Annotated in this window: 15 protein-coding genes and 1 pseudogene; 13 read left to right on the forward strand and 3 right to left on the reverse strand. The window is 45.6% G+C overall.

Going from position 1 to position 15040, the window contains the following annotated elements; genetic code table 11:
• Positions 1-81: 81 nt before the first annotated feature.
• From A142_RS00595 to A142_RS00605, 3 genes are read right to left on the reverse strand one after another with little or no spacing between them, the layout of a single operon-like run.
• Positions 82-1323: an NAD(P)/FAD-dependent oxidoreductase gene (locus A142_RS00595; RefSeq protein WP_019824135.1), complete on the reverse strand. Its 1242-nt coding sequence runs from the start codon at positions 1321-1323 to the stop codon at positions 82-84.
• Between the two features lie 23 nt (positions 1324-1346).
• Complete coding sequence (locus A142_RS00600) at positions 1347-2420, reverse strand: methyltransferase (RefSeq protein ID WP_019824136.1); 1074 nt, start codon at positions 2418-2420, stop codon at positions 1347-1349.
• Between the two features lie 28 nt (positions 2421-2448).
• Positions 2449-2838 (reverse strand): hypothetical protein, encoded by a 390-nt coding sequence (locus tag A142_RS00605; RefSeq protein ID WP_019824137.1) that lies wholly within the window; start codon positions 2836-2838, stop codon positions 2449-2451.
• 72 nt (positions 2839-2910) lie between these two features.
• On the opposite strand from A142_RS00605, the gene A142_RS00610 reads away from it, so the two are divergent.
• The 13 genes and pseudogenes from A142_RS00610 (at position 2911) to A142_RS00670 (ending at position 15038) form a co-directional block, all read left to right on the forward strand.
• Positions 2911-3660: a beta-ketoacyl synthase chain length factor gene (locus A142_RS00610; protein WP_019824138.1), complete on the forward strand. Its 750-nt coding sequence runs from the start codon at positions 2911-2913 to the stop codon at positions 3658-3660.
• Entirely contained in the window at positions 3657-4427 is a 771-nt protein-coding gene (locus A142_RS00615; protein WP_019824139.1) for a lysophospholipid acyltransferase family protein, read from the forward strand. Before A142_RS00610 ends, A142_RS00615 begins: the two co-directional genes overlap by 4 nt.
• Before the next feature lie 105 nt (positions 4428-4532).
• Complete coding sequence (locus tag A142_RS00620; protein ID WP_004736154.1) at positions 4533-4793, forward strand: phosphopantetheine-binding protein; 261 nt, start codon at positions 4533-4535, stop codon at positions 4791-4793.
• Positions 4794-4803: 10 nt separating this feature from the next.
• Positions 4804-5061 carry an acyl carrier protein gene (locus A142_RS00625; protein WP_004739745.1) on the forward strand — a complete coding sequence of 86 codons (258 nt, stop codon included), beginning with the start codon at positions 4804-4806 and terminating at the stop codon, positions 5059-5061.
• Positions 5061-5618 carry a septation protein IspZ gene (locus A142_RS00630; protein ID WP_019824141.1) on the forward strand — a complete coding sequence of 186 codons (558 nt, stop codon included), beginning with the start codon at positions 5061-5063 and terminating at the stop codon, positions 5616-5618. Before A142_RS00625 ends, A142_RS00630 begins: the two co-directional genes overlap by 1 nt.
• A gap of 6 nt (positions 5619-5624) precedes the next feature.
• Positions 5625-7013 carry an AMP-binding protein gene (locus A142_RS00635; protein WP_019824142.1) on the forward strand — a complete coding sequence of 463 codons (1389 nt, stop codon included), beginning with the start codon at positions 5625-5627 and terminating at the stop codon, positions 7011-7013.
• 89 nt (positions 7014-7102) lie between these two features.
• Positions 7103-7465: a 3-hydroxyacyl-ACP dehydratase gene (locus A142_RS00640; protein WP_019824143.1), complete on the forward strand. Its 363-nt coding sequence runs from the start codon at positions 7103-7105 to the stop codon at positions 7463-7465.
• Positions 7458-9263, forward strand: a pseudogene (locus A142_RS00645) (glycosyltransferase family 2 protein). Before A142_RS00640 ends, A142_RS00645 begins: the two are co-directional and overlap by 8 nt.
• Positions 9241-10785 carry an HAL/PAL/TAL family ammonia-lyase gene (locus tag A142_RS00650; protein WP_019824145.1) on the forward strand — a complete coding sequence of 515 codons (1545 nt, stop codon included), beginning with the start codon at positions 9241-9243 and terminating at the stop codon, positions 10783-10785. Before A142_RS00645 ends, A142_RS00650 begins: the two are co-directional and overlap by 23 nt.
• 73 nt (positions 10786-10858) lie before the next feature.
• The gene (locus tag A142_RS00655) at positions 10859-11389 is read left to right on the forward strand and encodes an acyl-CoA thioesterase (protein ID WP_019824146.1); all 531 of its coding nucleotides are present in this window, start codon (positions 10859-10861) and stop codon (positions 11387-11389) included.
• Positions 11376-12074, forward strand: a complete 699-nt coding sequence (locus tag A142_RS00660) for a LolA family protein (RefSeq protein WP_019824147.1) — start codon at positions 11376-11378, stop codon at positions 12072-12074. The genes A142_RS00655 and A142_RS00660 overlap by 14 nt, the downstream gene beginning before the upstream one ends.
• The gene (locus tag A142_RS00665) at positions 12046-14418 is read left to right on the forward strand and encodes an MMPL family transporter (RefSeq protein ID WP_019824149.1); all 2373 of its coding nucleotides are present in this window, start codon (positions 12046-12048) and stop codon (positions 14416-14418) included. The genes A142_RS00660 and A142_RS00665 overlap by 29 nt, the downstream gene beginning before the upstream one ends.
• Positions 14415-15038, forward strand: coding sequence for a DUF3261 domain-containing protein (locus A142_RS00670; protein WP_019824150.1), 624 nt, complete (start codon positions 14415-14417; stop codon positions 15036-15038). Before A142_RS00665 ends, A142_RS00670 begins: the two co-directional genes overlap by 4 nt.
• Positions 15039-15040 lie beyond the last annotated feature (2 nt).

Here is a 15040-nt window from a genome sequence, read left to right on the forward strand (position 1 = left end):
AGCCGCACATTGCGGCTGTTTTTCTTTTTAGGTTAGGCATCTTGGCGCTTTAGCGTGTTGTCCACACACTAAATAGACCATCTAGCTTCGGCATATCTCTGCCAATGTCGTGAGGCGGCGCTTAGATTCCTTAACATAAGGGTTGGCTTGATCCCATGCGTAACCCGCCAGAATTGAGCACACCATCTGCTTAATCTTTGGGTTTGGATCTTGATAAAAAATCACATCCTGCAAAGTACCTGAGTACCACCCCTCAACATACGTTCTAAAGGTGTTTACGCCAACCATCAACGGATCGGCATAATCGCGCTCCCAATCAACTTGTTCACCGTTAAGCTGCTTTTCAACACACTCAACCGCAAACTGCGCCGACTTCATAGCAATCGTCACGCCGGATGAAAATACCGGATCAAGGAACTCACCAGCATTGCCAAGCAACGCGTACTTATCCATCGCCAGATGTTTTACATTGGCAGAATAGCCACCAATTTCACCCGCAGGGTTTGGATATTCGGCATTTGCCAGAATTTCGGCTAAGCCCGGCTCTTCTGCCGCTAGCTGTTTAATGGCAGCTATCTTGTCTTCTGGATAGGATTCAAAGAACTTAGGCTCACCTACCACACCAAACGAAGAGACACCGTTGCTAAACGGGATCAACCAATACCAAACATCAGGGTTGGTTGGGTGCACAGAGATCAAGATTTTATTGCGGTCATATTCAAGGTCGTTATCAACCTCTGCAATATGATCGTTAATGTGCGTAAAAATAGCTTTGCGTGGAGGAAGCGATGATGGCTCTTCTAAATCAAGCATCTTCGGTAACACGCGACCAAAGCCACTGCCATCCAGCACGAATTGCGCTTCGAGCTGATAGCGTTCTCCATCAAGCACTTGTACGTCTAAAATGGTGCTGTCTTCAGTGAAGTTAATGCCCATCAACTCATGTTGATAATCAATGCAGACCCCCTGCTCCTCAGCCGTATCTGCCAAAACCTTATCAAAGGCGCCTCGTTGAACCTGAAACGTCGTTCCCGGCCCAGCAGAGAACTTGTCTTCAAAATTGAACGCCGTATAAACGCCATTTTTGCGAAAGGCTGCGCCATCTTTGTATTGGAAGTTGGCGTTGATCACTGCGTCAGTCATCCCAGCCTGTTCAATCACTTCCATGCAAGCTGGTAATAGGCTTTCACCAATAGAAAAGCGAGGGAATACGCTCTTTTCAATCACTCGAACATCGATGCCTTTTTTATGAAGCAAAGACGCAGCAATAGACCCTGACGGTCCAGCTCCGATGATCACCACTTGAGTTGATAGTTTTTTCATTATTTAAGCCATGTTTGTTATTTTTATTGCGCGCCAGCTTTCAATTCTAGAAGCGTGTGACCAAGACCGATATCGTCGGTGCGAGTTACCACTTCAAAGCCCGCTTCTTCAACAATCTCTAAGAAATCTTCACTGCGGTAAAAACGGCTGTTGCCATTTGCCAAGCAGGTAAAGTAGAGAGACGTCGCGTTTAAGCTATAAGAAGCCGCATCGTATTTCTGTGCATCCCAGAACAGTTCAAGGATATAGACCGTCGCTTCTTCTGACATATGAGAGCGAACACGCTTTAATATACTCAGAATCTCCATTGGCGAGAAGCAATCAAGGAACTGGCTCATCCACCACACATCGGCGCCCGTTGGCAGAGCTTGCTGTTTATCCAACATATTCGCTGGGAATGGCGTTACTCGGTCTTGATGACCATGCTGTGTTGCGTTTGCCATTGCCATCTCTAACTGCTGTGGCAAATCAACAATCGTAACTTCAACGTCCGAGTCGTGATTGCAACACTGCATCGCCCACTTACCGGTGTTACCACCAATATCCACCAGTGACTTAGGTTTCTTGCTGAAGACTTTCTCAAGTAACACAGGGAACGAACGATCTGAATAGAAGTGATCAAACTTGAACCAGCTCTCTTTTGCTTTCTCTGGCAGTTGAGACAAGCCTTGGTAAATGGTTTCCCAATCTCCAAGCTCTTTCAAGCCAGCAGGTGTGCCCTCTTCAATCGCTTCGGTTAGATGCATCATCGCGGCGTAACAAACATCGGCCGTAAAATCCATGTTTGCGTTGGTCATGCCATCGTGCAGAAGGTAGAAGCCAAGATTGGCTATTTTATAGTTAGGTTTGTCCCAAGTAACAATATGCGCACTTAACGCCATATCGAGCAGGACTTTCACGCCGTACTCAGAGACACCAGTTGATTCATAGATCGACTCTGCTGCCAAACCCTCATTACCCGCGTCATCTAACGCTTTCAAGATACCTAAATCACGAAGTGTACGAGCAGTATGAAAAACAATAGGAGCGAACGACAATTTCTGCGCTTCTGTTTTTGCTTCTAATGCGTTGAATGGATCTAATTTATATTCCGACACGAAAAACCTAACTTTAAATAATAGAGAGTTACTCAGCTGCCATTTGTGCAAGCTTACGTTTAATATCAACGTTTAAGTTATTAACCCAACGGTTGTAATTACGGTGTATTTCACCATCGTCGTACTTCAAATTCTCTGACTCAACGTAAAGAATAGAGTAAAACTTATCACTATAAGGAATTTCAACCACAGCGTGGTGCGAACGAACATACAACTCAGCACGTATCAAGCCAGGCTTTATTTCTGAAACCAACCAGCCTCGATTTTCAGCCGATTCATAAATAGCTGATTTAACCTGTTTACTTTGAAGATTCAGTGCAACTGGAGTATCCTCAACATTCATTACAGGTTGGACGCGTCCACATCCTGCAAGAACGAATATGAATAACATTGAAACCGCTATTTTTAGTAATTTCATTTAAATTCCTTATCTGTGTTTATTTATAAGCGCGCTTAGTATTTAGTTAGACCCAAAGCAAATCAATACTCTATGTCAAATCAATCCCAATTAATGTCGTTTAATATTGAGAAATGGTCTGCAAATTCGGCTGGTCTCAATTCTGTTACCCAATGGCAAGCGTGGAGCACTAATTTAGATTGGCCACAAGATGGCTCAACTGAATTTAAAGCTATCCCTCCAATGATGCGCCGTCGAATGAGTGTGCAAAGCAAACTTGCCGTCCAAACCGCGTTAACCTTATTAAAAGACACCTCGATTGATTATCTTGTCTTTGCTAGCCGACATGGTGAGCTGCACCGAACTGCCACTTTGATTCAGTCGATATTAGAAGGTGACGATGCCTCGCCGATGGCGTTCTCACAATCGGTACATAATACCGCTGCCGGTCTAACCACTATTGCCGCCAAAGCGCCGATTCCACTGACTTCAATCGCCGCAGGGCAAGATACCTTCCATAACGCTCTGATTGAAGCTTATCTTTACCTTCATCAGTATCCGTCACATCGTGTACTCGTCATTGACTTCGACCAGCCTTTGCCTGAGCTTTACCAAGAATACGAAACACAACACTATGCGGATTACGCTCTGGGCTTCGTGCTCACCGCTGGCAGTGAGTACTCTATTGCTAGAGCAGTAGAAGCCAACCAAGCACCTTCCCAGTTACCACAAGGGCTACAAACGCTCCAACATATCTTATTGGGTACAAATAAGTGGGCTATTGCTGGCAAGCACCAAACTTGGTCTTGGTTAAATAACACCGAGCCAGGCCCACAGTCATGAGCAAAGTCGACCAATATTGGCGAGTATTCGCGACAGGGCTGTGCTTTACCATCTTTGGTCTAGGCGGCTTAGTATTAAGCTTCTTAATCTTACCCACTATCGCGCTAACGACTCCCAATACCATTAAAAGAGAGCTTAAAGCGCAGCGATTGATTCGTTTCTCATTCAACGCCTTTTGCCAAATCATGAAGTTAACGGGCGCGATTGATTACCGAATTGATGGCGCGGATCTATTACGTGAAGATCGTAACTGCATCATCGTCGCCAATCACCCTAGCTTAATCGACTATGTGCTGATCGCTTCTCAACTTCCTCAATGTGATTGCCTCGTTAAGGCCGCTATTTGGGAAAACCCTTTTATGAAAAGGATTGTCAAAGCCGCAGGTTATATCCCAAACCAAGCTCCTGACGATCTTTTAGAGCGCTGTGAAGAACGTTTCTCACGTGGCAATGTGCTGCTGGTTTTTCCCGAAGGCACTCGCACAACGCCCGGAATTGAACCATCATTACAACGTGGGGCGGCACAAATCGCGACTCGAACACAAACCGATTTACGCGTGATTCATATTACGGTTTCTCCGACATTCTTAACGAAAGAGAAAAAATGGTATCAAGTTCCTGCGACGAAACCCTTTTTTCATATCGCGGTGAAAGGTAAAATAGAAGTCGCACCATTTATTGAGAATTCAAATAACTTAACTTCGGCAGCAAGGCGCCTTAATCATCACCTTGCACACTCGATTTTCCCTTCCGAAGAAAGCATTTAGCTCATCAATAAAGCAACTGGCGATATCAGCATTTCGAAAATACATCGCATAATGTAGAATCGCCCCCTTAAAGCAGCATTCAGATAAAGCATTAAGTAGGCCAAAGTGGAAACATTACACAACGAACTGAAACAACTGATCATCGACGCATTGAACCTTGAAGACATGAGTATTGATGAGATTGAAACGGAAGCTCCACTATTTGGTGATGGACTTGGATTAGACTCTATTGATGCGCTAGAGCTTGGTCTTGCTATCAAGAAGAAGTACAACATCGTTATCGATGCCGACGATTCAAACACTCGCCAGCACTTTGCATCCGTTGAAAACCTAGCAAATTACATCTCATCTCAAACGAACAACTAGACAGATCTTTATGACACAAGCTAACCAACAAGAAGTATACAACCAGGTTAAAGATGCGCTGATTGAGCTGTTCGAGCTTGATGCTGAAGATATCACGCCTGAAGCACACCTTTATCTTGATCTAGACCTAGACAGCATTGATGCGGTTGATTTGGTCGTTCACCTACAGAACGTAACAGGTAAGAAGATCAAACCTGAAGAGTTCAAAGCAGTACGCACCGTTAATGACGTTGTAGAGTCTGTGGTTGAACTATTGAAGGACGCATAATGCGTCCTCTGCTGACTTTACTGTCGGCAATCATACTTTTCACTTATCCAATAGCGGTTTACTTTGGACTCAACAAGTTTGGCCTACAAACCGTTGGTATCGTCTTGGCCGTTATCTTTGCTGTCCGTATTTTCACTGGCGGTCAGGCTAAAATCAAAGAGCTAAAACACCTAGCTTGGATCAGTGGTAGTGCCGGGATTTTTCTGCTGGCATTAGGATTAACCTTCAAGCAGCATGGCTGGTTAACCTATTACCCGGTCATCGTTAACGTTTGTATGTTGGTTGTGTTCGCTTCAAGCCTTTGGCAACCGCAAACGATTATCGAGCGTCTTGCTCGACTCCAAGAGCCTAAACTTCCGCAAAGTGGCATTGATTACACACGAAAAGTCACCAAAGTTTGGTGTTTGTTCTTTGTTATCAATGGCTCTCTTGCTCTTTACACCTGCTTCCAACCTCTTGAAATATGGACCCTATACAATGGCTTACTCAGCTATTTGTTCGCAGGGTTACTCTTTGCAGGAGAGTGGGTAGTAAGACAGCGCATTCGTCAGAGTTAAATTGTTATGACACAAACCGTATCTTACATCTCGTTGTCTGAACTTCTCAGCCAAACAAGAGCCCCTGAATCGATTGTCTGCTTTGACGACAATAGCGAGATTACGTGGCAAACATTTAGCGCCGACTTATCTCAACTCGTGCACCTTTTATCTTCATCCCCTTTTCAACGAGTTGCGATTTGCACCCAAGACAGCTACCTATTTTCGGTGACCTTTTTGGCATGTGCCGTCAGCCAAAAACACATCATCTTACCGGGCAACTACCAGCCCTGTGCACTTGCGGAATTGAGTGAACATTTTGATTGCCTGTTAGTTGATGACTCGATTGGTATGGTTGAAGTGAGCGACGTTCGCAATATCCAAAACTTGTTGGACTCAAACACCTCTTCAAAACAACCTCTAATCGATAATCTTGCGACCATTGATTTGGCTGAAATCCATTTGACCTTGTTTACGTCAGGTTCAAGCGGCACACCCAAGGCAATCAATAAAACATTAGAACACCTAGACATTGAGACGGCTCAGTTAAATAAGAACTGGGGCGAATTACTCAGGGGTAATCGAGTTCACAGTACTGTTTCGCACCAGCATATCTATGGTTTGTTGTTTCGAATCTTATGGCCGCTCTGTTCTGGTGTTCCATTTGCTCGAAACAACCTTGAGTACCCAGAACAGATCTTGTCTCACGCTAATAAAAACTGTGTGCTGATAAGTAGCCCTGCTCTGCTCAAACGATTAAAGCACGAAACAAAATCTGCACAGCTTGCTGGTGTGTTTTCTTCTGGCGGCCCATTACCGACTGAGTCTGCTCACCAATCACGAAGCCTGCTTGGTCATTTACCGATTGAACTCTTTGGTAGCACAGAAACCGGCGGCATCGCATTTCGTCAGCAAGAGAGCGCTCAAACGCCTTGGCAACTTTTTGACTGTCTTAAGGCTAGTCTCAACAGTGAGAATTGCATTAAGTTATTGTCGCCGTACATCGACAAAAACAACTGGTATCAAACCGCCGATGAGTGCGAAATGGTCTCGAGCAATCAATTCATATTGAAAGGCCGGACCGACCGAGTGATCAAGATAGAAGAAAAACGAGTATCACTGGTTGAAGTCGAAAAGCGACTAGAGCAACTGCCTTGGATAAGTGAATGTGTGGTGATTCCATTTGAAGAGCCTGAACGCTTAATCTTGGCGTCGGTTTTGGTATTATCAGATGAAGGCCAAGCGACACTCGCGACCATGAGCAGAGGCAAGTTCTGGTTGATGCTGCGTTCAGAACTCAGAAAATGGTTAGAGCCAATCGCCATCCCGAGAAAGTATCGTGTGGTTGATGAGATTCCCCTCAACAGCCAAGGCAAGCGATTAACTTCTCACATAGAGCAGCTCGTAAAATCATAGAAATCGCTTATCGTGTTTTACACTGAGTTTATCTTTTTATATTTTTGTCAAAACACCTATTTTCAGCCCAAGGATTCTAAGCACACGCTATGGATAAGAGAAAGCCAAACATCATTGCTGTTGACACTGCAGAGAAGGAATCGACCCTGACTCTCCATGTAACTGGAGACATCACCGATTTTAAGGGGCACTTCAAAAGCTTCCCTATTCTTCCGGGTGTTACACAGATTGATTGGGCGCTTTACTATGCAGTCCAAGAGCTGAATGTCCCTGGTTGCTTTAAAGGCATGGAAGTCATCAAATTCCAAGAGCCTATCCTGCCTGATGCAACAATCCAGCTATCACTCAAATGGGATGCTGACAAAGACAAGCTCAGCTTCAGTTACACCTCGAACAAGGGTGAACATACCCACTCTTCAGGTAAAATGAAGCTGGGAGAGAAAAGTGAATAGCGCTGCCGTCGAGGCTACTTCTCAGCACCAAAACAAAGAAAGTAGCTATAACGCTTGCTTCCTGATTCCGTGCTTTAACCATGGCGCAACCATGCCTGCTGTGGTTTCTTCACTCCATCATTTTGAATTGCCGATCATCATCGTTGACGATGGCAGTGAGAGCGCCACTAAACAGTTGCTAGCTCCCCTTACCGATAGCCCAAGCGTAACTTTAGTAACGCTTGAACAGAACCAAGGCAAAGGCGGCGCTGTAAAAGCTGGCATCAAGCGAGCGCAAGAGCTCGGCTTTAGTCATGCAATCCAGATTGATGCTGACGGTCAACATGACCTTGAAGCACTACCCGCATTAATCCAAGCTTCGCGAGCTAAGCCGATGCGCTTGATATCAGGTCAGCCTATTTATGACGAGAGCGTGCCCAAGGCAAGGCTCTACGGACGCTACGCGACACATGTTTGGGTATGGATAGAAACCCTTTCTTTATCAATTAAAGACAGCATGTGTGGCTTTAGAGCGTATCCGATCAACCCAACACAAGCTGTGCTCAGCAAATACGATGTTGGGTCTCGAATGGACTTCGATATCGAGATTCTGGTTCGACTGTATTGGGAAGGCTGCGACATCGACTTCGTTGAAACGCGGGTTATCTATCCTGAAAACGGTATCTCTCATTTCGATGCGCTGTGGGACAACGTAAAAATCAGCTGGATGCACACGCGATTGTTCTTCGGCATGCTACCAAGAGCACCTAAGCTGATTGCTCGCCATTTCAAATCCGATTCTGCTAAAAGTGGTCAAAAGCAAGATTCATCGACTGGGTCAAACAATAACGAGTCAGAGCAACCCCATTGGTCCCGCACTCAAGAACGCGGCACCGTACTTGGCATCAAACTGTTATTGGCCGTTTATACCTTGTTAGGCCGAGGCGTATTTAATCTGATTTTACGTGGTGTGATGCGTTACTACCACCTAACGAGCAAACGCGCACGAAACGCTTCAGAACAGTACCTGTTTCAACTAAAGACTTACGCTGAACAACAGAATATTGAGTTACCGGCGGAATTAACCAGTTATAACCATCTGCTTTCATTTGGCCATACCATGCTAGACAAGTTGGCTGCATGGAAAGGGGATTTTTCGGTCGATAACCTGAGCATTCATGGTCAAGAACAATTTGAGAGCATGGTGGCTAACCAACAAGGTGTGCTGATTCTGGGTTCTCATCTTGGCAACATCGAATAGTGCCGCGCTTTGGGTCGCAGACACTCAAACATCAAAATCAATGCATTGGTTTTTACCGAGCACGCTGAGCGTTTTAATTCGGTGATGAAAGCGGTCAACCCGCAGTCTGATTTAAACCTGATTCAGGTGACATCAATGGGGCCTGATACCGCTATCTTGTTGCAACAGAAACTGGAACAAGGTGAGTGGATTGTGATTGTTGGCGATAGAACCTCCACCAGCAAAGAGAGTCGCTCTGTATGGGCTGAGTTCTTGGGTAAGGAAGCGCCCTTCCCTCAAGGACCATTTATGTTAGCCTCGGTTCTCAAAGCGCCAGTATTTCTATTATTTGGACTACGTGACGACTCACAATCCAAGCCGCATTTTAATGTCTATTTTGAGCATTTTAGCGACAAGATAGAACTACCAAGAAAGACCCGCGAACAATCTTTACAGCAAGTCGTGCAGAAATACGCAGACCGACTACAGCACTACACACTGAAAGCACCGCTTCAGTGGTACAACTTTTTTAATTTTTGGACATTGAGCAAGCACCATGACGAAAAAGAATCCAAATAGCATCACCTTTGGTGCCGAACGCCTCACGATTGAGGATGTTGTCGCTATCTCACAAGGCGCAAAAGCCTCGATGAACTCAAGTGAAGCATTCACATCTAAGATCGACCGTGGTGTCGCTTTCTTAGAACGCCTACTAAAAGAAGAAGGCGTAATTTATGGTGTAACAACGGGCTACGGTGATTCATGTACCGTTGCGATTCCACCAAACCTTGTTGATGAATTACCACTGCATCTAACACGCTTCCACGGTTGTGGCTTAGGTGAAATACTGTCTCACGAGCAAGCTCGTGCAGTATTAGCAACGCGTCTTTGTTCGTTGTCACAAGGTGTCTCTGGTGTTACTCATGATTTGCTCAACCAGATCGTTACTCTGATTAATCAAGACATTTCACCACGTATTCCTCAAGAAGGCTCTGTCGGTGCCAGTGGCGACTTAACGCCGCTATCTTACTTGGCTGCAGCCCTAATCGGCGAGCGCGATGTTATCTACAAAGGCGAAGTTCGCCCTACTAGTGACGTCTACAAAGAACTAGGAATTAACCCTATCAAGCTTAAGCCAAAAGAAGGCTTAGCATTGATGAATGGCACGTCAGTAATGACGGCTTTGGCTTGTATCGCCTACAAACGTGCAGAATACCTAGCTCAGCTGTCGACTAAGATCACCGCAATGGTGTCTGTAGGTATGCAAGGCAACGATTTCCATTTCGATGAAGCGCTATTTGCTGTTAAACCACACCCAGGCCAGCAGCAAGTTGCAGCATGGCTGCGTGATGACTTACAGGCGGATCGTCCGCCACGCAACAGTGATCGCCTACAAGATCGTTACTCTCTTCGTTGTGCTCCACATGTGATTGGTGTGGTTCAAGACTCTCTACCTTGGCTACGCCAAATGATTGAGAACGAACTAAACAGCGCTAACGATAACCCAATTATCGATGGCGACAATGAGCGCGTACTGCACGGTGGACACTTCTACGGTGGTCATATCGCAATGGCAATGGATACACTAAAAACAGCGGTAGCCAACCTTGCAGACCTACTTGATCGCCAAATGGCACAGTTGATGGATTACAAGTTCAACAACGGACTGCCATTTAACCTAACAGGCGCAGAAGGCGAACGTAAGCCAATCAACCACGGCTTCAAGGCAGTACAGATCGGTGTTTCGGCTTGGACGGCAGAAGCACTAAAACACACCATGCCAGCAAGCGTGTTCTCTCGTTCTACTGAATGTCACAACCAAGATAAAGTCAGCATGGGTACCATTGCTGCTCGTGATTGTTTACGCGTTCTAGAGCTAACGGAACAAGTGGCAGCAGCATCACTTCTGGCGGGTACACAAGCACTTGAACTTCGTAAACGTCACAATGAGCTTGATGAGCACCACATGAGTGAAAACCTAAAGCACATTCGCGACGAAGTACTCAAAGAGTTTGAATTTATCGTTGAAGATCGACCACTTGAAGGCGATCTACGCCACTTTATTTCTCGTATTCAAAGTCAGCATTGGTCACTTTATTAAAAGAACTTTACTCATAGAGTAGCTAACCTCATAAAGTAGCTAACCCTTTACGTATTATTGTTGAGAGCGATTTATGTCTGAAATCCTTCATCCATTACAATCTGAGGTAACTCTAATTACCTCATTCCAAGATGCCGACCCGATGGGCGTGATCTATCACGGCAACTACTTCCGGTTTTTTGAAGAAGTAAGGCGCATCATGATGGACAATATTGAGTACAACTATCATGAGATGAAGGATTCAGGCTACATGTGGCCGATCATCGACACGCGTGTAAAGTACATTAAGGCGATACCGTTCAATCATCAGATCAAGGTATCGGCTAAGTTGACTGAATGGGAAAACCGCCTGCGTGTTGACTACGAAATTCACGATGCCAACACAGGTGCTCGCATGACACGCGCCCACACAATGCAGGTTGCGGTGACCATTGAAGAACAAGAGATGTGCTTCGCTTCACCGAAAGTGTTTACTGATAAAGTCGAGCACTGGCACCAGTTTGGCTGCTTACCCCAATCAACTGAGCAGCAACCAAGCGACCAACAATCAGACCAACCTCAAGTATCTAACACACAGCAGCAGGTGAAACATGAGTCTGTTTAAGCGTGGCCGTAAGCAAATCAGCATCGCACTACTAGGGCTTGCCTCAATGATGGCGAGTAGTTTTGTTATTGCTAATGAAAGTACAGCTACGGTTGGTTCTATTTCAGATCTGCAAACAGTATTAAGCGCAAACAACATAGTGCGTGGTGAGTTCACTCAAACGCGCAACATGGAAATGTTTGCCCAGCCTTTGACGTCACAAGGTACATTCCTATTAGATAAGTCGAACGGTTTGCTTTGGACACAAGCGACACCCTTCCCTGTGAGCTTGGTGCTAACCGACAACAAACTGAGCCAAAGGTTTGCTGATCAACCAGCCAAGATCATCACCGACCAAGAAAACCCGATGGCGTTTTATTTCAGCCATATATTCCTATCGGTGTTCCACGGTGATACTCAAAAACTCCAAGAGCAGTTCTCACTGTCATTTGAACCCGCGACTGAGCAAAGCTCAGATGAAAGTGCAAATGAAAGCACAGAGGGTACGTCATGGACACTCACTCTCAAGCCTAAAAGTCCGCCGATGAACGCGGTATTTGAAGCCATTACTCTGCAAGGTCAAAATGATATTGAACGCATTGAGCTGAAAGAGATTCGTGGAGACAGCACAGTGATCGAATTTAGCCAGCTAAGCCATCAACCGGAAGTATTGTCAGATGCCGAAGCGCAACAATTTCAACTCTAAGCTCGCCCTTGTCTGGCTAGTGATTGTGGCACTTTTCAGCGGACTGTTGATTAAACAGTTCGCTTTTTCTTCTTCAGTGCCTATCGAAAGCAACATCATGAAATTGCTGCCTGAAAATCAGCAAGATCCTATGGTTGAACAAGCTTTCCAGCAGATTTCCAACTCGATGAGTGAACAAGTGGTGTTTATCATCAGCGCCCCCGACGTCGACCAAGCCATGATTGCGACCGACGCTTTTGAAAAAGCTCTCAACCAAAGAGCCTTTTCAAATCAGCCAACTCTGTTTCAGCAAGTTCAAGGCAAGATCAACGCCAGCACCCAAAGCCAGTGGAGTGATTTCTACTTTCGTCACCGTGCTCAACTACTGACTCAACAACAAAAAGAGACGCTGACCCACTCGCCTGATTCACGAGCTCAATACGTCATTCAGTCTCTGTACAATCCGTTCTCAGGCGTCACTGCAGCCGAACTATCGATGGATCCATTTCTACTATTTCGCGACTACATCAGTGCTATTGGCGTTCAATCAAGTAATTTTGTTTTGAAAGAGGGCTACCTAACCGCTCAATCTAATGACCAAACTCATATTTTGGTGACGGCGACTCTGGCGGGTTCACCTTATAGCTTGGCGATTCAAGAACAACTTCCTGATCTTGATTCAATTGAGCGCGAAGTCGAAAAACAGTTTGGCGTCAAAGTGCAGCATACTGGTGTGGTGTTCTACGCCAATTACGGTACCGAAAGTGCGAAATCAGAAATCAGTACCATTGGCTTGGGCTCATTGGCCGGTGTTATTTTATTGGTGTGGCTGACGTTTCGTAGTGCCCTACCTCTTGCCTTGTCTTTGCTTTCAATCAGTACCGGATTATTGGTTGCGCTGGCAAGCACCGTCGCTATCTTCGGCAAGGTTCACCTGTTTAGTTTGGTGTTCGGTGCCAGCTTGATTGGCGTGTCCATCGATTACTCCTTTCACTACCTGACTGACCGCTTGGCAGCTGGAAGTAAATGGCAAAGTGACAAAGGCTTGAAGCACATTCTCATTGCGATCACCTTGGGTCTGATTACTAGCTTGATTGGCTACTTAGGTTTGTTGGTCGCGCCTTTCCCGGGATTGCAGCAACTTGCTCTTTTTTCGTCGATTGGGCTGATCGCAGCTTACGCCTGTGTGGTGTGTTGGTATCCGGTTTTAGCGGCAAAACCAAGTCAAGAACGCCCTCTCCCCCTGTCGAAACTTTGGCATACTTGGTTAAGCCTCTGGAGCAACCAAAAATTTAAAATTGGCTTACCGTTAACTGTGACAGTCTTGAGCCTGATGTCACTCAGTCAAATTCGTTACGACGACGATATTCGCCAACTTCAGGCAATGCCAGAGCAACTCAAACAGCAAGAGCAAGCCATTACTGAAATCTCAGGATTAGGCAGTGGGCAAAATATGCTTTTGGTGACTGCCGACAGCGATCAAAAGCTACTCAAAAAACTGGCAGAAATCACCACAAGCTTAGATTCTCTAGTCGATAGCCAAGGTATCTCAGGGTATCGCAGCATCAATCAACAGTTGCTAAGCGAACAAGAGCAACATGATAACTATCAGTTAGTTGAACAACTCTATAGCCAACAAAGCCATATATTACAAAGCACGCTAGGTTGGTCTAGTTTTCCACAACTACCAAAATTCGAACCCATCACGGTATCTGGATTTTTAGATTCACCGGTGTCAGAACCCGTTCGACCACTTTGGTTAAAACCGATCGACGGACAAGCGGCGTCAGTCATTTTGATCAAAGACGTCACAAATTCAGAACTGTTCTCTCAATGGCTCGATTCAAGCTTTGCTCAGCAACAAGGTGTTAAATACCTCAATAAAGCCGATGAAATCTCTGCTCTCTTTGCGGAATACAGAGTCAAAATTACCGAGCTATTATTGATAGCGTTAGCCGCTATTGGAATGGTGTTAGGCTGGCGTTACGGTGTGAAGCAAAGCCTGTTAATGCTGTTGCCGTCATTGATTGCAGGCGTGGCAGGCTTAGCGGTTACGGGTATTTTAAGTTCCACGTTGAACCTGTTTAATCTGTTGGGCTTGATTCTGATTTTAGGGATTGGCATCGACTACACCCTGTTCTTTGCTGAGCAGAAGAAGTCGCTGAGCACCTTATTAGCGATCACCTTGTCTGGTCTCACGACATTGCTGTCATTCGGCTTATTATCGTTGAGTCAGACTCATGCCATTCATAGCTTTGGGATAACGGTTCTGACAGGGATCTTTGTCGCGTGGTTACTTTCTCCGCTCGCGATCAACAGTAGTAAAAACGTAGAACGACCAACCTCTCGAGAGGCTTTTAGATGAATAAGACGTTAAAGGTAACCTTCGCCACACTAGTGGGTATTTTACTCACTGCCTGCTCGATGGTTTCTCAGCAACCGAGTGGTGCCAGTGTGTCTATCAACAATGACACCGAGCTAGCACTGCCATTGCCAGCCGAACTGGGGTACTCCCTCACGGCTAGTCAGCTGATTAGCGCTACGTGGGAAACCGACACACAGCAGCTTCCTGTTCAAGTCGAAGTCACACCAGATAAAGTCGTGCTAGCGGGTTTTTCCTCTTGGGGAACGCGCATCTTATCGCTGCAATACCAGGATCAAGAGATCGATACACAAGTTCTATCTGGCCTTGGCGCGACTTTACCGCAACCCGAACAGGTGCTTTTTAATTTAATGCTGACCTTATGGCCGGCAGACGCATGGGCGCAGCCTTTACAGAGCATAGGTTGGCATCTGGTCGATACCGACAAAACAAGAACCGTTTTTGACGACAACCAACAAGCCATCATTCGTATTGAATACCAAGCAAACGTCGGCGAACCAAATACATCTGGAGAGATTGTTTTCAAGCATCTAATCCAAGGCTACACCATCACCATACAAACGTTGAACTCAACGATTGTCGATAACCCAAGTAAGAGCTGAAT

This window comes from Vibrio splendidus 12E03 (genome assembly GCF_000272105.2).
In the GTDB taxonomy this organism is placed as follows: domain Bacteria; phylum Pseudomonadota; class Gammaproteobacteria; order Enterobacterales; family Vibrionaceae; genus Vibrio; species Vibrio splendidus_I.